Raw genomic sequence first — 22,395 nt, 5'->3', positions numbered from 1 at the left:
GGTTTAGATTATGAAACAGACATTAACCATTGCGTTATCAAAAGGCCGTATCTTTAAAGATACGTTGCCGTTATTAAAAGCCGCCGGAATCGAGCCTTTGGACGATCCAGAGACCAGTCGTAAGTTGATTCTAGAAACCACGCAGCCGAATGTTCGTTTGCTAGTGGTGCGTACAACCGATGCACCAACTTATGTGGCTTATGGTGCGGCTGATATTGGCGTGGCGGGCAAAGATGTATTGATGGAATCGCCATCCGATAACTTGTATGAATTGCTCGATTTGCAAATTGCCAAGTGCCGTTTAATGGTGGCGGGCCCAGAACAAGATCGCCCTCATGGTCATCGTTTAAAAATTGCGACGAAATATGTTAATTCGGCGCGCGCTTATTATGCCCAACAGGGCCAGCAGGTAGATTTAATCAAGTTGTATGGTTCGATGGAATTGGCGCCTTTAATTGGTTTAGCGGATCGTATTGTGGATTTGGTGGATACCGGTAATACACTAAAAGCCAATCATCTAAAGCCGCTTGAACATATTGCGGATATCAGTTCGCGTTTAATTGTTAACCAACATGCTTACAAAACTAAGTTTACTCAGATTCAAGAAATCGTCGAACAGTTCAAAACTGTAATAGGAAAATAATTATGTCAGACTCAGCCATTAATATTCGCCGTTTAGATGCCAATGCATCAGGTTTTAAACAAGAGTTAAATCGTTTATTGGATTGGGAAGGTGTCTCAGATGAGCGCGTGAACAATGTGGTAAAAGAAGTTTTACACCGGGTTAAAACCGAAGGTGATAAAGCCTTGTTGGAATATACCGCTAAGTTTGACCGGTTGGACTTAAAAACCGGCGCGGAGCTTGAAATTTCACAAGAACGTCTCCAGCAAGCGTTAATTAATATTCCAAAAGATCAGCGTGATGCGTTGGAACTGGCGACTAAGCGGGTTCGACTGTATCACGAACGTCAGAAAAGTGAATCTTGGTCTTACACAGAAGCCGACGGCACGATGTTGGGTCAGCAAGTAACTTGTTTGGATCGTGTTGGTTTATATGTGCCAGGCGGCAAAGCGGCTTATCCGTCTTCTGTGATCATGAATGCGGTTCCGGCTAAAGTCGCCGGTGTACCGGAGTTGATTATGGTTGTGCCGACACCGGATGGTGAAGTCAACGAAATGGTATTGGCGGCCGCGGCCATTTGTGGTGTCGATCGTGTGTTCTGTGTCGGCGGCGCGCAAGCGGTAGCGGCCTTAGCTTATGGCACCGAAACTGTGCCGCCAGTTGATAAGGTGGTAGGGCCAGGTAACATTTATGTCGCAACCGCCAAACGTATGGTGTTTGGTACAGTTGGGATCGATATGATCGCGGGTCCGTCTGAAATTTTAGTTGTGTGTGACGGTGAAACCGACCCGGATTGGATTGCGGTCGATTTGTTTTCGCAAGCCGAGCATGATGAAGATGCGCAGTCGATTTTGGTTACGCCCGATGCGGATTTTGCTGATAAGGTCATCGCCAGCATGAATCGTTTATTACCGACCATGCCACGTCAAAAAATTATTCGCACCGCTTTAGAAGCGCGCGGCGCGGTGATAGTGGTGGATGATATGGCACAAGCGATTGAGATGATCAACTTTATTGCACCTGAGCATTTGGAATTATCGGTTGATAATCCAGAAGCCTTTTTGCCGCAAATTCGCCATGCTGGTGCGATCTTTATGGGGCGTTATACGGCCGAAGCTTTAGGCGATTATTGTGCCGGGCCAAACCACGTCTTGCCAACTTCACGTACCGCGCGTTTTTCGTCACCTTTAGGAGTCTATGATTTCCAGAAACGTTCAAGTTTAATCATGTGTTCAGCGGATGGTGCCAACGTTTTAGGTGACGTGGCTGGAATTTTAGCCGATGGTGAAGGTTTACAGGCACACGCGGCTTCAGCACGTTACCGTCTCAAAAAATCATAAAAATTCTTAAGGATGCGGATCGCATGGACGTGACAAATTGGATTGAGCGTTGGGTTCGGCCTGAAATTCGAGACATTAAAGCTTATCATGTTCAGCCAGCGGCTAACATGATCAAGCTAGATGCGATGGAAAACCCATATGGTTGGCCACCTGGAATGCAATCGGCTTGGATTGAGCGTGTACGTTATCAGGCTTTTAATCGCTACCCAGACCCGACGGCGGAGTCTTTGCGCCATGTATTGATGCAAGAGTTGGCTTTGCCAGACGATCAAACCTTGGTATTTGGTAATGGTTCGGATGAATTAATTCAGATCATTATGATGGCCTTTTCGCAGCCAGGCCGCTGCGTGATGGCACCGGTGCCAACCTTTGTTATGTATGAAATGATTGCTAAGTTTGTAGGGTTGGCCTTTCATGGCGTACCACTCCAATCCGATTTTGAGCTGGATCTTTCGGCTTTCTTAAATTCCATGCAGCAACATCAGCCTGCCGTGGTGTTTTTAGCCTATCCAAACAATCCCACCGGCAACGCCTTTTCACGTCAAGATATCGAACAAATTATCCAGCAAGCACCAGGCCTGGTGGTGTTGGATGAAGCCTACAACGCGTTTGCCGATGACAGCTTTATCAGCGATATTCAACATTACCCCAACTTAATTGTGATGCGAACCGTTTCCAAGCAAGGGTTAGCAGGTTTTCGGCTAGGTTACATGATCGGCCACCAGGCCTGGATGGCGGAGTTTGATAAAGTGCGTTTGCCCTACAATATTAATGTGGTCACCCAGATGGGGGTGACGTTTGCGTTAGAGCATAGCGACGTATTAAAACAGCAAGCCGAACAGATTAAACAAGATCGCGCCATCCTAATGCAGGCGTTAGCTGAGTTCTCTGAGGTAAAGGTGTTTGATTCGCAAGCCAATTTTGTAACCTTACGAGTACCTAAAGACCAAGCGAATCGAATTTTTAGCGGGTTAAAACAAGACGGTGTGTTAATTAAAAACTTGTCGCCGATGGGCGGATTATTGGCGGATTGTTTGCGTGTCACCGTTGGCACCCCAAATGAAAATCAAGCGTTTTTAAATAGCTTTTCGCACCATTTAACTAGCCAAACTTGAGAAGGTTTTATGCTAAGAGATGAATTAGTCGCGCATTTACATCAGTTGTTAGAGGTTGATCAGTATCAAGACTACGCGCCCAATGGTTTGCAAGTTGAAGGGGCTGAGCAGATTAAACGAATGGTGTTAGGCGTGACAGCCAACCAGGCGTTGATTGATGCAGCGATTGAATGCCAAGCGGACACGATTTTGGTTCATCACGGTTATTTCTGGAAAAGTGAAGCTCAAACCATTACCGGCATGAAATACCAACGTATTAAGAAACTGATACAAAATAACATCAACTTATTGGCTTACCATTTGCCGTTAGATGGCCACGCCAAATATGGCAATAATGCTCAGCTTGGTAAACTTTGGCAGTTAGACGATATGACACCGGTACCAGGCCTGGTGCGTTTGGGGCGTTTAGCGAAACCTATCTCAATGGATCAGTTTAAGCGCAGGGTGGCCGAGAGTTTAGGTCGCGAACCATTGCATTTGCCTGGTGGGCCAGAGTTGGTTCAGACCATCGCCTGGTGCAGCGGCGGTGCACAAGGTTATATTCAACAAGCGTTGGATTGGCAGGCAGACGTCTACATTAGTGGTGAAGTATCTGAGCAGACCACCCATGTTGCCAAAGAGTCGGGTATTCACTATTTGGCAGCCGGTCACCATGCGACCGAGACCTGGGGGGTGAAATCGCTTGCAGAATATATTCAAAACCAGTTCGGTATTGAGTGCCGATTTGTGGATTGTGCCAATCCTGTTTAACCGGATTGGCCTGGGTGAAAACCCTGAGTATTCAAGCTAAATCTCGGGTTAAAATGCGCAAATGCAATAAATTTTATTTATACCGGTATAGACATTTATTTATACCGGTTCACTTGGTGGTTCTGTAGAATAGAGCCCAATTTTTTGAGCCATGAGGAAGTCATGACTATGTCTGAAACGAAAACGATAGAAACGGTAAATATAAAACGCCGTCAAGTATTGGCCGGGGCAACAGGCGTTGTGGGAGCGGTTGGCGCGGCATTTGTCGCAGTGCCTTTTTTGGGTTCTTGGCAACCCAGTGAAAAGGCAAAAGCGGCAGGCGCACCGGTGGATGCTGACATTAGCGGATTGCAACCTGGTCAGATGATGACGTTAAGTTGGCGTGGTAAGCCCGTATGGATTGTACGTCGTACAGCTGAAATGCTGGAGCGTTTAGCCACGCTAGACGATAAACTTCGAGATCCAGATTCGAATGCGTCAATTCAACCAGAATACTGCCAAAACCCTTCACGTGCGATCAAGCCAGAATATCTAGTGGTGGTCGGGATTTGTACACACTTGGGTTGTGCGCCATTATATCGTCCGGCGGTAGGGTCTGCGGATATGGCCGCGGGCTGGCGTGGCGGATTTTTCTGTCCTTGTCATGGTTCGAGTTTTGATTTAGCCGGTCGAGTGTTTCGCTCAGTGCCAGCGCCGACTAACTTGGAAATTCCACCTTATATGTATTTAACAGAAACACACATCCGTGTGGGTGAAGATGCGGAATCAGGAGGGCAAGCTTAATGTCTGACAAAAATACAAATCAAACGCCACCCGGCGGCATGTTGAAGTGGTTAGATGACCGTTATCCGTTGATCAGCACTTGGAACGAACACGTTGCCCAATACTATGCACCGAAAAACTTCAACTTTTGGTACTTCTTTGGCTCGTTTGCGTTACTGGTCATGGTGATTCAGTTTATCACCGGTATTTGGCTAACCATGAGCTACAAACCATCAGCCGATGAAGCTTTTCACTCTATTGAATACATTATGCGAGATGTTGAATGGGGTTGGCTGATCCGTTATATGCATACGACGGGGGCATCGGCCTTCTTTCTAGTCATTTATTTACATATGACACGCGCATTACTCTACGGCTCTTACAAGAAGCCACGAGAGTTAGTGTGGTTGATCGGCATGTTGATCTTTGTGGTATTAATGGCCGAAGCTTTTATGGGTTATATGTTGCCATGGGGTCAAATGTCTTATTGGGGTGCACAGGTTATTATTTCCTTGTTTAGTGCCATTCCGTTGATTGGTCCAGACTTGGCGTTGTGGATAAGGGGGGACTACATTATTTCTGACGCGACCCTGAACCGCTTTTTTGCCTTGCACGTGATTGCGATGCCTTTGGTGTTGGTTCTGTTGGTCTTTATGCACATTGTGGCGTTACACAAAGTAGGCTCGAACAACCCGGATGGTGTCGAGATTAAAAAGCATAAAGACACGCAAGGTTTGCCACTAGATGGGATTCCTTTCCATCCTTACTACACGGTGAAAGATTCATTTGGTGCGGTTTTCTTCTTAATCCTGTTTGCGATAGTGGTGTTTTATATGCCTGAAGGTGGCGGCCACTTTATTGAAGCACCAAACTTTGAACCGGCTGATCCATTAAAAACGCCGGACCATATCGCACCGGTTTGGTATTTCACCCCGTTTTATGCAATTTTGCGTGCCGTGCCAGATAAGTTTTTAGGTGTGCTTGCAATGGGTGCCTCGATTGCGGTGTTGTTTGCTATGCCTTGGCTAGATCGTTGTAAGGTGCGTTCAATTCGCTATCGTGGTTACTCATACAAGTTATTGTTAACCATGTTGGCCATCAGTTTTGTTGTGTTGGGTGTGTTAGGTGCTTTACCATCTACCCCGCTTCATACTAAGCTCGCGCAAATATTTACGATCTTGTATTTTGCTTTCTTCATTTTGCTGCCCTATACCTCGGCGCATGAAAAAACCAAACCTGTACCAGAGAGGACAACTTAATGATGACATCATTTTTAAGCAGATTGAGTTTAGTATTGGCCGCGATGCTGTTACCCGTTAGCATGGTATTTGCGGCACCGTCTTACAATATAACGTTTGAAAAAGCCAACAACGATATTCGGGATAAAGAATCCCTGCAGCGCGGTGCGGTTCTGTTTGCGAATTATTGTATGGTTTGTCATTCAGCGCAGTATATGCGTTACAACCGTGTCGCGCGTGACTTGGGCTGGACGGATGAAGAAGTCGTTGAAAAACTGGCCTATAATCAGCGTGTAACGGTTGATTATATGATGACGTTTATGGAAGACGGTGTGTCTCAAAGTAAGTTCGGTATTCAAGCGCCAGACCTTTCTTTAATGGCGCGTTTAAAAGGCAATGATTATATCTATACTTTTTTACGCGGCTACTACCTAGAAAATGAAGGGGAATGGGAGCCGGCTATTTGGAACAATAAAGTGTTGACAGGAACCTCTATGCCAAATGTGCTAGAAGGGATTCAGAAACACGCCACACCGGAAGAGTTTGATCAGGTTACACGTGATTTGGTTAACTTCTTAGATTACATTGCCGAGCCTAATAAAGTAGAGCGTTGGGATCTTGGCTGGAAGGTAATTTTATTCCTATTGGTGTTGTTGCTGCTAACCTATCTTCTCAAAAGAGAATACTGGCGAGATGTGAAACATTGATAATAGGCCCGCTTTCGCGGGCTTTTTTATTTAGGACGAGACAGGCGCCAAACCCGAGTTATTAAGGATTAAATATGGCGAAAGCAAAATCGGTATTTGTTTGTACAGACTGCGGTGCAGAGCACACCAAGTGGCAAGGTCAATGCATGGAATGTGGCGCTTGGAACACCCTTAAAGAGCTCACGATATCAGCCGTCAGTAAAACCACCTCTCGTTCAGTTAAGGGTTACAGCGGCAGCCAATCAAATCAGGTTTTATCGGTTAGTGATATAGAACTGAGTGAGGTGCCGCGTTTTTCAACTGGCATCTCTGAACTGGATCGGGTGCTGGGTGGTGGCATTGTACCTGGATCGGTGGTCTTGATCGGCGGCGATCCAGGTGTCGGCAAATCATCAATTTTGCTTCAGGTGATGTGCGGTTTAAGTCAGACTATTCCGGCATTGTATGTCACCGGTGAGGAATCACTGCAGCAAGTGGTGATGCGTGCGAAACGCATGCAATTACCTGAAGATCATTTGCGTTTGTTGGCTGAAACAGAGGTCGAACAAATCATCCGATTTGCGCAGCAAGAGTCGCCAAAGGTGATGGTGGTGGATTCTATCCAAACCATGCAGTTGGCCGAAATAGGCACCGCGGCCGGTGGGGTAACCCAGGTCAGAGAATCGGCGGCCTATCTAACCCGTTTTGCTAAGCAAAATAATATTGCCGTTTTCTTAGTCGGGCACGTAACTAAGTCCGGTGAGGTGGCGGGTCCGAGAGTGCTGGAACATATTGTCGACAGTGTGTTATTTTTGGAGGGTCAGTCTGATAGCCGTTTTAGAACACTTCGAGCCATTAAAAACCGGTTTGGCGCAGTGAATGAGCTGGGTGTGTTTGCTATGACAGAGTTAGGTTTAAAGCAAGTCAAGAACCCGTCGGCTATTTTTCTATCACGTGCAAATGAACCGTCTCCGGGTTCGGTTGTCATGGTGATTTGGGAGGGTTCTCGGCCATTGTTGGTCGAGATTCAAGCCTTAGTTGATGAATCGCCTTATGGTAGTCCGCGGCGAGTGAGTGTGGGGCTGGATTCGAATCGAATCGCCATGTTATTAGCCGTTATGCACCGTCATGGTGGCATTCAAGCGGCGGATCAGGATGTGTATGTCAATGTAGTAGGGGGCATAAAAGTCTCCGAAACCAGTGCGGATCTTGCGTTGTTAGTGGCCATCTTATCAAGCATGCGAAATAAACCATTGGATCAGGATTTAATTGTGTTTGGTGAAGTCGGTTTGGCGGGTGAGATACGTCCGGTTCCAAGTGGTCAAGAGCGCATTTTTGAAGCCGCCAAACACGGCTTTAAACGCGCTATTGTACCGATGGCCAACGTCCCTAAAGGCGGTGTAGTTGGCATGGAATTAGTTGGAGTCTATAATCTAGCGCAAGCTTTGGATCAATTGTAAAAGACTTCCCCATTAATAAGTCTGATCGGCTAGAATAAATCCAACTATGTTTTTAAGGGATAGGCCATGCCTGCCAACTCGGCTTTAAATGAAATTTATGCAAACGCCCCCTTAGCGGTGGCTTTTGCTGTATGCAACGACGAATCGCAATGGCGTATAAATTGGCAGAATCAAACCGCCCACTCTCTGTGGGGTCATTATGATCTCAATCTGGATGTAGAACTTAAACTGCAATTATTGAGTGCTATGCAGCGCACCAGTGTTACAAGCTTTCGCTACGCTTTAAAAGGCTTGGTCGAGGCTTGTCAATTTACATTGGTTCATTACCAGGACGGAATTTTGATCCAGTTTGTCATGGCAGGTGCGCACACCGAAAATTTCAACCAACAAGGCCCTGAGGATCAAATCTATCGTACTGTGTCTGATGCAGCGGGACTGGGTTTGTTTGATTGGGATTTAAAGCAAGATTTAATTCGTTACAGTGATCGGTTTTATCAGATGTGTGATATTTCCCCCGTTGAGCTGGGGCAGACTAAAGCCGAAATTATGGCGCGTGTCCATCCACAAGACCTAGTGCGTATCGACGACGCATTATTTGCACACCTTGAGGCGCGTTGGCCGTTTAATGTGATGTTTCGTTTTAAAACGTCCAGTAACAGTTATATCTGGATGCAGTTGACGGGTCAAGCCATTTGGCAGGCTGATTCTAATCAAGCTTATCGTTTAGTCGGTTCGGTTCGTGATGTGTCTGATGCCAAACGTCTTGAGCAAACGGTTCGGCAGCGAGAGGTTCTGATTGAACAGATCTTGGATGCGCTGCCAATTAGTATTTATGTAAAAGATGCGCAAGGCTGTTTCCGTTTTTACAGTAAACAAACTGAACAGATAACAGGTGTCGAGCGCAATCGAGCCATTGGTCGAACCGATTTTGAAGTATTTCCAATCGAATTAGCGCGTAAGTTTGTTGATGATGATCGCCAAGCGAAACAAAGTGCTGAACTTATTGTGTCGGAAGAGCCGTTGACGTTGATGGGGCAGACACGCTGGTTATTAACCGGCCGGGGTCCGATTCATATCCAGCGTCCAGATCAACCTCCAGAAATCTGGATATTGGGCTTCGCTTTAGATATTACTGAACGAAAAGAAATGGAGCAGGTGTTAGAGCAGGCGCGCCAAGAGGCGGAATCAGCGGCCAATGCCAAGTCTGAATTTTTATCGGTAATGAGTCATGAAATTCGTACACCGCTGAATGCGGTGATCGGCATGTCTAATTTATTGTTAGACCAAGCCTTAAGCACAGAACAAAAAAATCAAGCCGAAATGATTCAACGCTCAGGTCAGCACCTGCTGCACTTGGTGAATGACATTCTAGATTTTAACAAACTGGATGCTGGTCGAGTCGAGTTAGAAAGTCATGCTTTTGATTTAAACCAGCAGATCGATAACGTGATTGAAATGCTAAAGCCGAGTGCCCAAGCCAAAGGGATTGAACTAAAGCTAGAAAAAGCACCAGGCCTGGTGGCTTATGTAAAAGGTGATCAGGCACGTTTGCGTCAGGTTTTATTAAATCTTTTGGGTAATGCCATTAAATTTACCGAGCAAGGCTCGGTTACTCTTAAAGTGATGGGTATTGGTCACCGGGCCCGTTTTGAAGTTAAAGACACAGGTATCGGAATTGCTGAAGAAAAGCTAGCGCATTTATTTGATGCCTTTACGCAGGCGGACGCCTCAATCAGTCGAAAATATGGTGGAACCGGCTTGGGTTTATCGATTAGTAAAAAACTGGCTCAGGCGATGCAGGGTGATATTGGTGCACGTAGTCGCTTAGGTGTTGGCAGCTGTTTTTGGTTTGAAGTGCCTTGTGTGCCAGCCACCCCAGAAGAAGTTGAACTTGAAGGTGAACGGATTAATTACCAAAACCAGCGTGCTTTATCTATTTTGGTGGCCGAAGATAATCCGTCTAACCAGCTATTAATAAAGGCCATTCTAGCCAAACTTAAGCATCAAGTTACGCTGGCTGAAAATGGCGTTGAAGTACTTGAGCAGCTAAATAAGTCCGACACTAAGTTCGATTTAATTCTAATGGATATGCAAATGCCTAAGATGGATGGTCTAGAAGCCACACGGCGCATTCGTGGTCACGGAAATCAACGCTTGGCTTGCACCCCTATTATCGCGTTAACGGCGAATGCGATGTTTGGGGATCGTGAAAAAGTCATGGCAGCGGGTATGAATGACTACTTAAGTAAACCGATTGATGTTGAAGCACTCAAAAAAGCACTCTGGTGTTGGAGCCAATGATGGTTGTTTTATGCGCCCATTAGTTATGTTGTTGAATCCACGCATGCCATAAGCAAAACGTCGTTGAATTAATCGCGGCTACGGCTGAACGTTTACCGATTTTGTTTTGGAAAACCGTTTCACCCTCTAAATTAGAACTGGCACCGCCGGTTTCTTCTAATATCAACCAACCGGCCGCATAATCCCACAAGCTTTGATTGCCGTGCAGATAAACCTGACCACGTCCGGCCGCAATCCAACACCAGTCTAACGCGACTGAACCAAAACTGCGTTGCGATGCGTAAGGTGCTTGGGTTGCCAGGGCGGTCGCTAAGGCTGGCGCCAAACGCTTAAAGTCAATAATACCCACGCAATGCTTTAGATCGGGTGTAATGGTTGGAGCCTTAAGGGGTTGGTCATTTAATTCGGCTCCCAATCCCAAGCGCGCACTAAAAAGCTCATCACGAGCCGGGTCATACACCAAACCTAAGACCGGTTTTCCGCCAATTACCAAAGCCAGTGACACGCTAAAAAAGGGGATATGATTCGCAAAATTGGTGGTGCCGTCCACCGGATCTAGCACCCAGCACCCGGTTGGGTGTTCAAGTGCGGCTTGCTGGGTTTCTAGGCTTGATTCTTCGCCTAATAAGGCAAATTCAGGCCAGGTGTTTTTAAGATAGTCGGCGACCTGTTGCTGCATGCTGGTGTCGGCTTCGGTAAGTAAGGAGCCGTCATTTTTAATTTCGTAACCCACTTGGTTAAAACGACGCATGACTTCTTGCTGCGCCAGCGCCACGATGGCTTGTTTTAGTTTTGACCAGGCCTGGTGGTCGGAAAAGGGCTGAGACATAGTGTGCCTTTTAATTTGTTTTTTCTAATTTAGGATCAATTAAACTGAGTTTGATTTTATCAATTGCGTTCTGAGACACATCCAGCACTTCAAGGCTGTAATTTCCGATGCGAATGCAGATGCCTTTAGACGGCAGCGTTTCCAAATGTTCTTGAATTAAACCATTTAAGGTCTTAGGGCCATCGGTCGGCAACTCAAGAAAGTAATCTTTATTGAGGTCGCGAATAAATTCCGCTGCATCAACCGTCATCGAACCATCCGCATGGATCGCGACATTCTCTGCTAATTTTGCACTGGCATCGGTCGATAATTTGCCCACAATCTCTTCCAGTAAATCTTCCATGGTTAACAAGCCTTGCAGTTCACCGTATTCATCCACAATTAAAGCCATACGTCGTTTGTTTTTATGGAAGTTGGCTAATTGTGTGTTGAGTGGTGTCGTTTCAGGCACGTAGTAAGCTGGTCTGGCAAGTTTGACAATATCCTTAAGCGTAATGTCGGCTTTCATGAGCGATGGTAAGGCGCGGCGCAGGTTTAAAATGCCGACTAAATCGGCATCAAACGTGCCACGATATAACGGCACGCGAGTATAGGGTGAGTTTTGGATCGACTTTAGGAAGCCCTCAAAAGGCTGATCCACGTCTACGCCATAAATCTCTTGCTTTGGAATCATCACATCTTCCACCGTCACACTTTCTAAACGTAAGATGCTGGTCAGCATGTCGCGATATTGCTGTGGCAGCTGGCCAGTTGACTCATCAATTAAGGTTTGAAGTTCTTCATGGCTTAACGAGTGATCAGCTTGCACCTTATTAACATCTATGCCAAATAAGCGCAGAAAATTGTTTGCAAAAAAATTCACAAACCAAACAATCGGGCTGAATATTTTAAGCATCGGATCAAGTATGTAAGCCATCGGGAAGGCAATTTTTTCTGGATACAATGCGGCCACTGTCTTAGGCGCGACCTCGGAAAAAATTAAGATCAGCAAAGTTAGTAGACCAGCGGCAATTGCGATACCGGCTTCTCCCATTAAACGCAGCGCAATAATGGTCGCGATCGAGGAGGCTAAAATATTAACAAAATTATTACCAAGCAAAATCACGCCGAGTAAACGATCGGGCTTTTCAAGCAGCTTTTGGGCTTTGATAGCCGCCCGATGCCCACTATTCGCTTTATGCTTTAAGCGATAACGGTTGAGTGACATGAGAGCGGTTTCGGAGCTCGAAAAGAGTGCCGATAAAACCATCATGATGAATAGAGTAAAGAATAACAAAGCTAAAGGGATGTCGTTCAAAGTTTTACCATTGAGTGTGAAAACAAGATTGCGATTATAACGAATTTTATAATCGAATGCATGCCTGAGGTTTGAACGCTTAGGTTGATGGGCTAAGGATCATTAAAATTCCCTGAGTGCCAATGTAGCTGATAACCAATAAACCGTAGGCCCAGATAGTGTATTGAGCGGCTTTTTGGCCGCGCCAACCAAACTGAAAATGGCCCCATAAAAACAAGCTGTAGGTTAACCATGCCAATATTGAAAAGAAGGTTTTGTGTGCAATGTTCTGGCTGAAAAAGTTTTCAATAAAGTAAGCACCGCTGAAAATCGCGAACGTCAGAATAATATAACCCAGTACAACCAACTGAATTAAGGTCTTCTCCATAACCTGCAATGGAGGCAGGGCGCGAATAAGGTTGGATAAATTGCGTTGTTGGAAACGGCGTTCCTGGGCAGAAAACAACACGGCTTGAGCCGTGGCCAAGCCCAGTACACTGTAAGCAAAGATCGAAATAACCACATGGAAGCCTAAGCTGTAATCAATCGGGCGCAGCTCACCGACCAACTGAGGCAACAAGGTAACCAAGGCAGCCAGCGGGAATATAAAGATGCCTAAGGTTTCGGTGTTTTTATTTAAGTTGATCATTAACAAGGCAAACACGCCAATCCAGCCAATCAAGGATAAGCCATTGCCAAAACTAAAAATCATCGACTCCGGGGTAAATAAAGTAAGCGTTAATGAAATGGTATGCAGAACTAACGCAAAAGTGGCGACCCCTAAAATTGGGCGTCGTAATGATTCAGAGCTGATTTGTGTGTTGCGAATGCAGCGCATTAGATAATAGGTGCTCATTAAATAAAGTAAGCTCGCCATAAGTGCACTAAGGCTACTGATCATGTAAATTCCTTGTTGGTTACGGGTATTCTGAGCAATGTTAAGCTTGCAAAGATCACGAAAAATCATCATATCCGCTATAATAGCGAAATTAAAAGTTATTGAGAAGAATTTCTCTCTTGGTTTCGGATAACAAATCCTAATTCAACAAATTGAGTTGGTTTAGAACAATGGAGAATCGTTATGTTTGATAATTTATCGGATCGTTTGGCGAAGACGCTGAAAACCATTCGCGGTCAAGGTCGCCTCACAGAAGATAATATTAAGGACGCCTTGAGAGATGTTCGGCGTGCGTTGTTAGAAGCCGATGTGGCTTTGCCTGTGGTAAAAAGCTTTATTAACAAAGTGCAGGAACGAGCGCTCGGGCAAGAAGTTTCTTCAGCTTTAAATCCAGGACAAGCTTTTATCAAGGTGGTGCGCGAGCAGCTGACCGAAACCATGGGGCAGGAGGTTGAACCGCTTAACTTCAACGTTGAGCCACCTGCGGTAATTATGGTGGCTGGTTTGCAGGGCGCAGGTAAAACCACCTCGGTTGCCAAATTGGCGCGCTGGTTAAAAGAGCGTGAAAAGAAAAAAGTCATGGTGGTGTCAGCCGACATCTATCGCCCAGCCGCGATTAAACAGTTAGAAACGCTGGCGCAGCAAGTGGGTGTGGTTTTTTCGCCATCCAGTGCCGATCAAAAACCGGTTGATATCGTAGAGCGCGCACGCGCCGAAGCCAAAAAACAATTCATGGATGTGTTGTTAGTGGACACCGCCGGTCGTATGCATGTTGATGAAGGTATGATGGCCGAGATTAAAGCCCTGCATCAAGCGATTAAACCGATTGAAACCTTATTTGTGGTCGATGCTATGACCGGGCAAGATGCCGCCACCACGGCTAAAGCTTTCCATGATGCCTTGCCTTTAACCGGTGTAATCTTAACCAAAACCGACGGTGATGCTCGAGGCGGTGCGGCGTTATCTATTCGTGAAGTCACCGGCAAACCCATCAAGTTTATTGGGGCGGGTGAGAAAACTGAAGCACTGGAACTGTTCCACCCAGACCGTATGGCGGGTCGCATTTTGGGAATGGGCGATGTTTTAAGCTTAATCGAAGAAGCCGAAACCAAAATTGATCATAAAAAAGCGCAAGCCTTTGCGCAAAAAATCCAAAAAACCGGTCAGTTTGATTTAGAAGATTTCCGTCAGCAATTGCAGCAAATTCAAGGCATGGGCGGCATTGGCGGTTTGATGGGCAAATTACCCGGAATGGGGCAGCTTAAAAACCAAATGCAAGAAGGCGTGGCGGAAAAAGAATTTAAACGCCTAGAAGCCATTATTAATTCCATGACGCCTAAAGAACGCGCCTTCCCAACCTTATTAAAAGGCTCGCGCAAGCGTCGTATCGCAGCGGGTTCGGGTACTCAGGTTCAAGATGTTAATAAATTGCTCAAGCAATTTGAGCAAATGCAAAAAATGATGAAAAAAGTTTCAAAGGGCGGCATGAAAAACATGATGCGAGGCATGGCCGGCAAATTACCACCGGGTATGGGCGGTATGGGTGGCATGCCACCCAGATAGCGAGTTGGGTGTCCAATGAGTTAGCCGACCAAACACGGCGTTAAGCGAAGCCAATAAAAACTTTGCTTAACGCCTAGTGCGCGTGTATAATCACGCGCTTACTTGACTCTAGCCCCAAAGCTAGATCAACCCATCACCAGGCCTGGTTCTGGTGACTGTAAACCAAGAAGAATTTGTTGGTGGGGTTTCCCATCATCGCCTGATTAACCTAAGGAGATACACAATGGTTGTAATTCGTTTAGCACGTGGTGGCTCAAAAAAGCGCCCGTTTTATAAGTTAGTAGTAGCCGATCGTCGTGTTGCGGTGACCGGTCGTTTTATTGAGCAAGTTGGTTTTTTCAACCCAAGCGCGCGTGGTAACGAAGAGCGTCTTCGTGTTGATCAGGCGAAAGTTGATCACTGGGTTGGCCAAGGCGCTCAAATGAGTGATCGCGTTAAAAGCATTATAAAGAAAGCTTAAGACTTTTCGGTCGAACTAATGAACCAAGATAAACTCATTATCGGCCGAATTAATGGCGTGTATGGCATCAAAGGCTGGGTCAAGGTGTATTCGCATACAGACCCAGTCGGTAATATTTTGAATTACCAACCCTGGTTAGTAAAACGCCAGGGGCAATGGGTGGAGATGCAAGTTATCGAAACCCATGCACCGCAAGGTGGCAAGGCGATAGTAGCTCACTTGAAAGGCATCGATTCACGTGAATTAGCGCGTGAATTAATGGGCTCTGACATTGCGGTGACGCGAGATCAGTTTCCAGAAGATGAAGATGTTTTTTATTGGATAGACTTAATTGGCTGTGACGTAAAAAACCAACAAGGTGAACAACTGGGTCAAGTTACCGAGTTAGTTGAGACAGGCGCACATGATGTGTTGCGAGTTAAAGGTGAGCGTAGTCATTTAATTCCGTTTGTGTTCGAAAATTACATCTTAGATGTAGATTTGGAGCATCGGCAGATTTTAGTTAATTGGCAGCCCGAAGCACTTGAAGAGGATGATCAGTAAAGCATGCGTTTTGATGTGATTACGCTGTTTTCTGACATGTTTAATGCGATTACGCAGCAAGGCATAAGTCGCCGCGCATTTCAAAAAGAGTTGGTTGAACTGCATTTTTGGAATCCGCGCGACTTTACGCATGATCGGCATAAAACGGTAGATGATCGCCCTTACGGGGGTGGTCCGGGTATGTTAATGATGTACCAGCCTCTGAAAGATACCTTTGACGCGTTAGAGCAAACACTCAAACAAACTCAGCCGGATGCGAAATCGCATGTGGTTTATTTGTCGCCACAAGGCCAACCCTTAACACAAGCAAAAGTGGAAGAGTTGGTTAAACGTCCACAAGTAACCTTACTTTGTGGTCGCTACGAAGGCATTGACGAACGTTTGATTGAACAGTGTGTTGACGAAGAAATTTGTGTTGGCGATTTTGTTGTAAGTGGCGGTGAGCTACCTGCAATGATGTTAATGGATGCCATGATACGCCTGTTACCGGGCGCACTTGGTCATTCACAGTCGGCACAGCAAGATTCTTTTTCAGACGGTTTGCTAGATTGTCCTCACTACACGCGGCCTGAGTCGGTAGATGGCAGAATGGTTCCAAGTGTGTTATTGGAAGGCCATCATGCCAAAATTGACGCATGGCGCGAGCGGCAGAAATGGTTACGCACCCATGCACGCCGACCAGATTTGATAGAAAAATTGGCACTAACCTCTGAGCAACGCCAAAAATTGGATGCTTGGCTCAAGTTGGTTGAATAGCAATTTTGAAGTGAAAACGTGAGAACCACTTCAAAGAATATGGAGAGCTTTAAGATGAGCGATATCATCAAGCGAATTGAAACTGAGCAAATGGGTAAAGAAATTCCAGCATTTGCACCAGGTGACACAGTAGTTGTACAGGTTAAAGTACAAGAAGGCACAAACGTACGTTTGCAGGCTTATGAAGGCGTTGTAATCGCTAAACGTAACCGTGGTTTAAACTCAGCCTTTACGGTGCGTAAGATTTCACATGGTGTCGGTGTTGAGCGTACTTTCCAGACCTATAGCCCGTTGGTTGAAAGTATTGCTGTTAAGCGTCGTGGTGATGTTCGTCGCGCGAAACTTTACTACCTTCGTGAATTGTCAGGTCGTGCGGCTCGTATTAAAGAAAAGTTGTAATAGTTTCTTTAAACAAGCAGCCATTAAAAAACCGCCGAAAGGCGGTTTTTTTGTTTTGAGTCTTATGTTTAAAGCATAAGGCGGGGCGCAGTTGTTTTATTAATCAATAATCCATAGCTGACCAAACCAATACCAACGGCCTTGACCCGCTGGTGCGGTGCAGGCATATCGATCACGTGGTGGTTTGAGTGCTTGTTTTGATTTAATCACGAGTTCTGTGTCAGAACGCCAATCCATGTCTAGCGGTTGACCAAGGCTGTTAAAGCAATTTAATTGCTTAACCGGTTGGCTTAAATGGATTCTAAGCTCAGGTGGATTGGTTTGAATTAATGGGTCACGCGGGCTTTGTTTACTAATGGGCAGGGGCAGGGTGTTTACTTTTAATGCAAAATCTTGAATTTTGGCAAAGTTCACCGCCATCGGAAAACGATTTAATGCCTTGTGATCAGAGTGTTTATCTACTGCGCCAGATACTTGAGCGACACTTACGTATCCCATTTCGGCAATTAAGTTCGCCGCACTTTCACTGTATTCACCGTAAGGGTAGGCAAATAATTTAGGGTTTTGGTTAGCATCATCTCCCAGCTCCTCTTGCAAACGTGTTTGAGTGATTGTCAGCTCATCGCGAACACGCTTGAGCATTTGTGGTTGCGTTTCATTGCCTAGTGGCCGCATTTTGCCATGGGTGTGGGTGTGGTTGGCAAACTCAAAGCCATCGGCTTGCATTTCGCGCATTTGACCCCAAGTCATGAAATTACCAAAGCGCTTATCTATGGGGTCTGAGTTAACAAAGGTGGTCATACTCCAGCCGAGTTTTTTGAGCCTTGGATAAGCTTCGGTATACACGCTTTTATAAGCGTCATCGGCGGTCAGTACCACGGTTTTATCCGGTACATCTTGATCATTCTGCCAGTGCTGAACCAATTTAGATAAGGGCCAAACGTTGAACGCATTTTGCTCTAAGTAGTCGAGATGGGCGTCAAATTGTTTTAAGGTGACACTGGTGCTGGCGGGCGTATCATCGCCGAAATGATGGTACATTAAAATCACAGCGGATGAATTAGCATAAGCCATTGAGCTAATCAAGCCAGACAGCCATAAGATAGATAGGAGTTGATAGCGTTTTTTAAGCATGTAGATTCCCTAGTTTTGAGATAATAGCGACATTATAGTGTAATAGCCTTGGAGGGTGTTTTGGAACGATTGATTCAAATAGTGTTAGTAGGGCTGGTTTTAGTCGCGATTGGCGTGTTGGTAAACCAAGAACGCGAACATAAACAAACTGATATGCAGGCGCAGGATGATGCGCTTTTAAAGTCGAACCAGCCCACACAAAAAGTGACCCTACCAGACTTTGCCAGTATTCAAGATGTAAATGAAAAAAAACAAGCTTTTATCGACTTCTTATTGCCGGCGATTCATCAAGCTAATGAGTCAATATTACAAGAGCGTGGTTTTTTACAGTCGCTGGATTTTAAAAATTTAACTAAAAAACAACATCAGCGAGTTGAGATAATCGCCGAAAAATATCAGCAATCACGCAAACCCACACAAACTTATGCACAATGGAAACAGGCTTTACTAAAAAAGGTCGATGTTATTCCGCCTTCACTGGCCTTAGCCCAAGCGGCTAACGAATCCGCCTGGGGGACATCACGTTTTGCAACACAGGGCATGAACTTTTATGGCCAATGGTGTTTCTCGGTAGGGTGTGGTTTAGTGCCGGATCAACGCCCAGCCGGAAAAAGATACGAGGTGCGTTTATTTGAATCACCCAGCCAATCGGTACAAGCTTACATGCTTAATTTAAATGCGTTTCACACCTATCGCGATCTTCGCCAGTTGCGCTTGGATTCGCGTAACAACAATCAGGCTCTAACGGGCGAAAAATTAGCCGAAGGGTTATTGGCTTATTCGCAACGTCGTGAAGAATATATTAAAGAAATTCAGGCTATGATAAGGTTTAATGATTGGCATCAGATGGATCTAAACTGGCTGGAGTCATTAAGTGAAAACCAAACCAACTAAACAAACCCTAGATAAACCTATCCTAACCAAGCCAACACTAGGTTGGCGTGAATGGGTTGCCTTGCCCGGCTTGGGCATTAAAGCTTTAAAATGTAAAGTGGATACCGGAGCACGAACCTCTGCACTGCATGCTTTTTCGGTTGAACCTTTTGAACGTGATGGCCAAGACTGGATAAGATTTGGTGTTCATCCGCACCAACAAGAATTAGAAATCGAAGTTTGGTGTGAAGCCTTGGTTAAAGATAAGCGCGTCGTGACGGATTCTGGTGGTAATAAAACTGAGCGTTATTTTATCGAAACCGAGCTGGTGTTGGGCGACCAACGTTTTATGATTGATTTGTCCTTAACCAGTCGCGACACCATGCGTTTTCGAATGTTACTGGGTCGTGTGGCAATGGAAACCCGATTTGTGGTAGATGTGAGTCGCTCCTATTGTCAGCGATTGCCAGAACAAGATTTACAGAATTTAGACCAATCAGTCGCTCAAGGGAGCCACGCATGAAAATAGCCATTTTATCCAGAAACCGTAACCTTTATTCTACCCGTCGTTTAGTTGAGGCGGCCGAGGATCGTGGTCACGAAGTGCGTGTTATTGATGCACTGCGTTGTTATATGAATATCACCTCGCATCATCCGGAAATCCACTACAAAGGGGAGGTCTTAACCGGGTTTGATGCCGTGATACCACGTATTGGGGCGTCCATTACATTTTATGGCACCGCCGTATTGCGTCAGTTTGAAATGATGGGGGTTTACCCACTTAATGAATCGGTGGCTATTTCACGTTCGCGTGATAAGTTGCGCAGTTTGCAGCTTTTATCTAAGCATGGCGTTGGCTTACCGGTTACCAGCTTTGCGCATTCGCCGGATGATATTGATGACTTATTAAACATTGTGGGTGGCGCGCCTGCGGTGATTAAGGTGTTAGAAGGTACGCAAGGCATTGGTGTGGTGCTGGCTGAAAATAAACAAGCGGCCAAAAGTGTGATTCAAGCCTTTATGGGTTTGAAAGAACATATCTTAGTGCAAGAGTTTATTAAAGAAGCGGGCGGTTCGGATATTCGTTGTTTTGTAGTCGGTGGCAAGGTCGTGGCGGCGATGAAACGTCAAGGTCAAGAAGGTGAGTTTCGCTCGAATTTACACCGTGGTGGCAGCGCGGTGTTGACGCGGATTTCACCAGAAGAGCGTGCTACCGCGTTGCGAGCGGCTAAAATTATGGGCTTAAATGTGTGTGGTGTGGATATTTTGCGCTCAAATCACGGCCCGGTGGTGATGGAGGTAAACTCCTCGCCTGGCTTAGAAGGCATTGAAAACGCCTCAGGTAAAGATGTCGCGGGTTTGATTATTGATTTTATTGAAAAAACCGCCAAACCAAATAAAACCAAAACCAAAGGTAAGGGGTAATGGCATCAGACTCCCCAGCGTCAAAACGGCGCAAGAACTCGCCTATAACACTAGGCGGTCAAACGATTCAACCTGGTGAACGTCGTACTGTCGATTTGGTGGTTGGCAAACTCTATACTCATAGCCCGATCACCATGCCGGTGCAGGTGTTGTGCGGTCGTCAAGCTGGGCCGGTGATGTTTGTTAGTGCCGCAATTCATGGTGATGAACTTAATGGCGTAGAGATTATCCGCCGTCTGCTTAAAGTACCGGGTTTGCGTCAGCTCAAAGGCACGTTGATTGCCGTGCCAATTGTTAACCTACATGGTTTTATTAACCAAAGCCGTTATTTACCCGATCGTCGCGATTTGAATCGCAGTTTTCCTGGGTCTGAAAAAGGCTCGTTAGCCGGGCGTGTCGCGCGGTTGTTTTTAGAAGAAATTGTAGAACGTTCAACCCACGGTATTGACTTGCACACAGGCGCAATACATCGCTCAAACCTACCACAAATTCGCGCCAATTTAGATGATGCGCAAACCCTAGATTTAGCGCGTGCGTTTGGTACGCCGGTGATACTTAACTCGGATTTGCGCGATGGTTCATTACGTGAAGCCGCCGCTAAAAAAGGCATTCCGGTCTTATTATATGAAGCCGGAGAAGCCTTGCGATTTGACGAGCTGGCGATTCGCGGCGGCGTGCAGGGTATTTTACGTGTGATGCGCCAGCTGGAGATGCTGCCAAAATCGCGCAAAATACCGCCGGCCGATCCCATAATAGCGCGATCTTCCGCCTGGGTGCGCGCACCGCAAGACGGGATTTTCCGCGCTAGCGTCAAGCAAGGCGAACGCGTCGTAAAAGATCAAACTTTATTGGGACGCATCTCCGATCCGTTTGGCGAGTCGGAGGTGGATGTTTGGTCGCCTTTTAGTGGCATCATTATCGGCCAATTGCATTTGCCGTTAGTGAACGAAGGCGAAGCCTTATTCCATATCGCCCGTTTCTATCGAACCGATATTGCGGCGGGCAATATTGAAACCTACCAAGAAACCTTAGAGGCCGAAACTTATCCCTATTTGGATTAACCACCAGGCCTGGTGGTTTGCGCTGAGCTTTAAGAGCGGCGCAGCAACCAATTTAGCGGTTATTTGATCACTATGCTAGAAATTGAATCTATTGATTATGCCATTGGCGACAAAACTATATTGAGTCACGTCGGCCTGCAAGTAAAAGCCGGCGAACTCTGGGTGATTCTGGGGCCCAATGGCGCCGGAAAATCGACTTTACTGAATGTGTTGTCGGGCGAACTCAGTGCTTTCCAATCGCAGGTATGTCTAAATCAACAGCCATTAACGTCTTACACCCCAATCCAGTTAGCGCGATTGCGTGCCGTGATGCCACAGTCGGTCGGTTTAGAGTTTGGATTTTGGGTGAAAGAAGTGGTGGCACTCGGATTACTGGATGCTCCGCGCGATCAAATTGAAAACCTGGTCAAGCAAGCTTTGGCTTTATTTGATGTCAGTCACTTGGCACAACGTAATTATTTAACCTTGTCGGGTGGCGAAAAACAACGTACCCATTTAGCACGCGTGATGGCGCAAATCTTAAGCCCGTTAACAACGGCTTCAGCGCGTTTTTTGTTATTAGATGAATGTACCTCAAACCTAGATTTAGCCCATCAACAGCAGGTTTTTAAGGTGTTAAAGCAATGTGCTCGCGAGCAGAATATGGGCGTGGTGGCGGTACTGCATGACCTTAATTTAGCGTCACAGTTTGCCGATCAAGCCTTGTTGTTACATGAGGGCGCGGTCTACGCCAGTGGGCGGGTTGAAACGGTATTAACTCAAGCCAATATAGAAGCCGTGTACCAAACACCGGTTGAGGTGATTGAGCGGCCAAATGCTTGGCGCATTATTGTGCCGAGCAGTCGTTAAAGCCTAAAGGCATAAGCTTGTTAAACGCGCTTATGCCTTTAGGCTAACTTAACGC

General features: G+C 46.0%; 23 protein-coding genes. 19 read left to right on the top strand and 4 right to left on the bottom strand.

Annotated elements, in window-relative coordinates; translation table 11 throughout:
* The first annotated feature begins 10 nt into the window (after nt 1-10).
* From hisG to IBX48_RS04410, 9 genes are all read left to right on the top strand, one after another.
* The gene (hisG, locus tag IBX48_RS04450; protein ID WP_296831198.1) at nt 11-643 is read left to right on the top strand and encodes an ATP phosphoribosyltransferase; all 633 of its coding nucleotides are present in this window, start codon (nt 11-13) and stop codon (nt 641-643) included.
* A 2-nt stretch (nt 644-645) separates the two neighbouring features.
* Entirely contained in the window at nt 646-1,962 is a 1,317-nt protein-coding gene (gene hisD, locus IBX48_RS04445; protein ID WP_296831197.1) for a histidinol dehydrogenase, read from the top strand.
* 23 nt (nt 1,963-1,985) lie between these two features.
* Nucleotides 1,986-3,077, top strand: a complete 1,092-nt coding sequence (gene hisC / locus IBX48_RS04440) for a histidinol-phosphate transaminase (RefSeq protein ID WP_296831196.1) — start codon at nt 1,986-1,988, stop codon at nt 3,075-3,077.
* A gap of 9 nt (nt 3,078-3,086) precedes the next feature.
* On the top strand, nt 3,087-3,827 hold the full coding sequence (locus IBX48_RS04435; protein WP_296831194.1) for a Nif3-like dinuclear metal center hexameric protein: 741 nt from the start codon (nt 3,087-3,089) through the stop codon (nt 3,825-3,827).
* Nucleotides 3,828-3,995: 168 nt separating this feature from the next.
* A complete protein-coding gene (gene petA / locus IBX48_RS04430; RefSeq protein WP_296831193.1) occupies nt 3,996-4,610 on the top strand; it encodes a ubiquinol-cytochrome c reductase iron-sulfur subunit in 615 nt (204 codons plus the stop codon).
* On the top strand, nt 4,610-5,848 hold the full coding sequence (locus IBX48_RS04425; RefSeq protein ID WP_296831192.1) for a cytochrome bc complex cytochrome b subunit: 1,239 nt from the start codon (nt 4,610-4,612) through the stop codon (nt 5,846-5,848). Before petA ends, IBX48_RS04425 begins: the two co-directional genes overlap by 1 nt.
* The gene (locus tag IBX48_RS04420; protein WP_296831191.1) at nt 5,848-6,534 is read left to right on the top strand and encodes a cytochrome c1; all 687 of its coding nucleotides are present in this window, start codon (nt 5,848-5,850) and stop codon (nt 6,532-6,534) included. Before IBX48_RS04425 ends, IBX48_RS04420 begins: the two co-directional genes overlap by 1 nt.
* 74 nt (nt 6,535-6,608) lie before the next feature.
* Nucleotides 6,609-7,973 carry a DNA repair protein RadA gene (radA, locus tag IBX48_RS04415; protein ID WP_296831189.1) on the top strand — a complete coding sequence of 455 codons (1,365 nt, stop codon included), beginning with the start codon at nt 6,609-6,611 and terminating at the stop codon, nt 7,971-7,973.
* Nucleotides 7,974-8,039: 66 nt separating this feature from the next.
* Entirely contained in the window at nt 8,040-10,274 is a 2,235-nt protein-coding gene (locus IBX48_RS04410; protein ID WP_296831187.1) for a PAS domain-containing hybrid sensor histidine kinase/response regulator, read from the top strand.
* Nucleotides 10,275-10,293: 19 nt separating this feature from the next.
* On the opposite strand, the gene IBX48_RS04405 is transcribed toward IBX48_RS04410, so the two are convergent.
* The 3 genes from IBX48_RS04405 to ccsA form a co-directional block, all read right to left on the bottom strand.
* Complete coding sequence (locus tag IBX48_RS04405) at nt 10,294-11,103, bottom strand: inositol monophosphatase (RefSeq protein WP_296831186.1); 810 nt, start codon at nt 11,101-11,103, stop codon at nt 10,294-10,296.
* Between the two features lie 10 nt (nt 11,104-11,113).
* On the bottom strand, nt 11,114-12,400 hold the full coding sequence (locus IBX48_RS04400; protein ID WP_296831184.1) for an HlyC/CorC family transporter: 1,287 nt from the start codon (nt 12,398-12,400) through the stop codon (nt 11,114-11,116).
* 79 nt (nt 12,401-12,479) lie between these two features.
* Nucleotides 12,480-13,280 carry a cytochrome c biogenesis protein CcsA gene (ccsA, locus tag IBX48_RS04395; protein WP_296831182.1) on the bottom strand — a complete coding sequence of 267 codons (801 nt, stop codon included), beginning with the start codon at nt 13,278-13,280 and terminating at the stop codon, nt 12,480-12,482.
* Nucleotides 13,281-13,460: 180 nt separating this feature from the next.
* Here ccsA and ffh point away from each other — a divergent pair, with 180 nt between their 5' ends.
* The 5 genes from ffh to rplS all read left to right on the top strand — a co-directional run bounded on the left by ffh (nt 13,461) and on the right by rplS (nt 16,998).
* Complete coding sequence (gene ffh, locus IBX48_RS04390; RefSeq protein ID WP_296831180.1) at nt 13,461-14,840, top strand: signal recognition particle protein; 1,380 nt, start codon at nt 13,461-13,463, stop codon at nt 14,838-14,840.
* 223 nt (nt 14,841-15,063) lie between these two features.
* A complete protein-coding gene (gene rpsP, locus IBX48_RS04385) occupies nt 15,064-15,300 on the top strand; it encodes a 30S ribosomal protein S16 (protein WP_296831178.1) in 237 nt (78 codons plus the stop codon).
* An 18-nt stretch (nt 15,301-15,318) separates the two neighbouring features.
* The gene (gene rimM / locus IBX48_RS04380) at nt 15,319-15,843 is read left to right on the top strand and encodes a ribosome maturation factor RimM (protein WP_296831176.1); all 525 of its coding nucleotides are present in this window, start codon (nt 15,319-15,321) and stop codon (nt 15,841-15,843) included.
* 3 nt (nt 15,844-15,846) lie between these two features.
* Nucleotides 15,847-16,599 (top strand): tRNA (guanosine(37)-N1)-methyltransferase TrmD, encoded by a 753-nt coding sequence (trmD, locus tag IBX48_RS04375; RefSeq protein ID WP_296831174.1) that lies wholly within the window; start codon nt 15,847-15,849, stop codon nt 16,597-16,599.
* Nucleotides 16,600-16,653: 54 nt separating this feature from the next.
* On the top strand, nt 16,654-16,998 hold the full coding sequence (gene rplS, locus IBX48_RS04370) for a 50S ribosomal protein L19 (RefSeq protein WP_296831171.1): 345 nt from the start codon (nt 16,654-16,656) through the stop codon (nt 16,996-16,998).
* 99 nt (nt 16,999-17,097) lie between these two features.
* On the opposite strand, the gene IBX48_RS04365 is transcribed toward rplS, so the two are convergent.
* The gene (locus tag IBX48_RS04365; RefSeq protein WP_296831169.1) at nt 17,098-18,132 is read right to left on the bottom strand and encodes a polysaccharide deacetylase family protein; all 1,035 of its coding nucleotides are present in this window, start codon (nt 18,130-18,132) and stop codon (nt 17,098-17,100) included.
* A gap of 60 nt (nt 18,133-18,192) precedes the next feature.
* Here IBX48_RS04365 and IBX48_RS04360 point away from each other — a divergent pair, with 60 nt between their 5' ends.
* The 5 genes from IBX48_RS04360 (at nt 18,193) to IBX48_RS04340 (ending at nt 22,340) form a co-directional block, all read left to right on the top strand.
* Complete coding sequence (locus tag IBX48_RS04360) at nt 18,193-19,026, top strand: glucosaminidase domain-containing protein (protein ID WP_296831167.1); 834 nt, start codon at nt 18,193-18,195, stop codon at nt 19,024-19,026.
* On the top strand, nt 19,007-19,528 hold the full coding sequence (locus IBX48_RS04355; RefSeq protein WP_296831165.1) for an ATP-dependent zinc protease: 522 nt from the start codon (nt 19,007-19,009) through the stop codon (nt 19,526-19,528). Before IBX48_RS04360 ends, IBX48_RS04355 begins: the two co-directional genes overlap by 20 nt.
* Nucleotides 19,525-20,430: a 30S ribosomal protein S6--L-glutamate ligase gene (rimK, locus tag IBX48_RS04350; RefSeq protein ID WP_296831163.1), complete on the top strand. Its 906-nt coding sequence runs from the start codon at nt 19,525-19,527 to the stop codon at nt 20,428-20,430. The genes IBX48_RS04355 and rimK overlap by 4 nt, the downstream gene beginning before the upstream one ends.
* Nucleotides 20,430-21,491 (top strand): succinylglutamate desuccinylase/aspartoacylase family protein, encoded by a 1,062-nt coding sequence (locus tag IBX48_RS04345; protein WP_296831162.1) that lies wholly within the window; start codon nt 20,430-20,432, stop codon nt 21,489-21,491. The genes rimK and IBX48_RS04345 overlap by 1 nt, the downstream gene beginning before the upstream one ends.
* A 72-nt stretch (nt 21,492-21,563) precedes the next feature.
* Entirely contained in the window at nt 21,564-22,340 is a 777-nt protein-coding gene (locus IBX48_RS04340; protein ID WP_296831160.1) for a heme ABC transporter ATP-binding protein, read from the top strand.
* Nucleotides 22,341-22,395: the final 55 nt, after the last annotated feature.

It is taken from the genome of Thiomicrospira sp. (genome assembly GCF_014859555.1).
GTDB lineage: Bacteria > Pseudomonadota > Gammaproteobacteria > Thiomicrospirales > Thiomicrospiraceae > Thiomicrospira.
Note: the sequence above shows the minus strand (reverse complement) of the source record. Positions and strands in the feature narration are given on the sequence as shown.

Excerpts from the sequence above, each read along its gene's own strand:
- ffh (WP_296831180.1), top strand. The coding sequence starts at position 13,461 with ATGTTTGATAATTTATCGGATCGTTTGGCGAAGACGCTGAAAACCATT.
- rplS (WP_296831171.1), top strand. The coding sequence starts at position 16,654 with ATGAGCGATATCATCAAGCGAATTGAAACTGAGCAAATGGGTAAAGAA.
- IBX48_RS04425 (WP_296831192.1), top strand. The coding sequence starts at position 4,610 with ATGTCTGACAAAAATACAAATCAAACGCCACCCGGCGGCATGTTGAAG.
- IBX48_RS04345 (WP_296831162.1), top strand. The coding sequence starts at position 20,430 with ATGGCATCAGACTCCCCAGCGTCAAAACGGCGCAAGAACTCGCCTATA.
- IBX48_RS04365 (WP_296831169.1), bottom strand. The coding sequence starts at position 18,132 with ATGCTTAAAAAACGCTATCAACTCCTATCTATCTTATGGCTGTCTGGC.
- hisC (WP_296831196.1), top strand. The coding sequence starts at position 1,986 with ATGGACGTGACAAATTGGATTGAGCGTTGGGTTCGGCCTGAAATTCGA.
- petA (WP_296831193.1), top strand. The coding sequence starts at position 3,996 with ATGTCTGAAACGAAAACGATAGAAACGGTAAATATAAAACGCCGTCAA.
- rimK (WP_296831163.1), top strand. The coding sequence starts at position 19,525 with ATGAAAATAGCCATTTTATCCAGAAACCGTAACCTTTATTCTACCCGT.
- IBX48_RS04420 (WP_296831191.1), top strand. The coding sequence starts at position 5,848 with ATGATGACATCATTTTTAAGCAGATTGAGTTTAGTATTGGCCGCGATG.
- radA (WP_296831189.1), top strand. The coding sequence starts at position 6,609 with ATGGCGAAAGCAAAATCGGTATTTGTTTGTACAGACTGCGGTGCAGAG.
- trmD (WP_296831174.1), top strand. The coding sequence starts at position 15,847 with ATGCGTTTTGATGTGATTACGCTGTTTTCTGACATGTTTAATGCGATT.
- IBX48_RS04435 (WP_296831194.1), top strand. The coding sequence starts at position 3,087 with ATGCTAAGAGATGAATTAGTCGCGCATTTACATCAGTTGTTAGAGGTT.
- hisD (WP_296831197.1), top strand. The coding sequence starts at position 646 with ATGTCAGACTCAGCCATTAATATTCGCCGTTTAGATGCCAATGCATCA.
- rimM (WP_296831176.1), top strand. The coding sequence starts at position 15,319 with ATGAACCAAGATAAACTCATTATCGGCCGAATTAATGGCGTGTATGGC.
- rpsP (WP_296831178.1), top strand. The coding sequence starts at position 15,064 with ATGGTTGTAATTCGTTTAGCACGTGGTGGCTCAAAAAAGCGCCCGTTT.
- hisG (WP_296831198.1), top strand. The coding sequence starts at position 11 with ATGAAACAGACATTAACCATTGCGTTATCAAAAGGCCGTATCTTTAAA.
- IBX48_RS04410 (WP_296831187.1), top strand. The coding sequence starts at position 8,040 with ATGCCTGCCAACTCGGCTTTAAATGAAATTTATGCAAACGCCCCCTTA.
- ccsA (WP_296831182.1), bottom strand. The coding sequence starts at position 13,280 with ATGATCAGTAGCCTTAGTGCACTTATGGCGAGCTTACTTTATTTAATG.
- IBX48_RS04405 (WP_296831186.1), bottom strand. The coding sequence starts at position 11,103 with ATGTCTCAGCCCTTTTCCGACCACCAGGCCTGGTCAAAACTAAAACAA.
- IBX48_RS04340 (WP_296831160.1), top strand. The coding sequence starts at position 21,564 with ATGCTAGAAATTGAATCTATTGATTATGCCATTGGCGACAAAACTATA.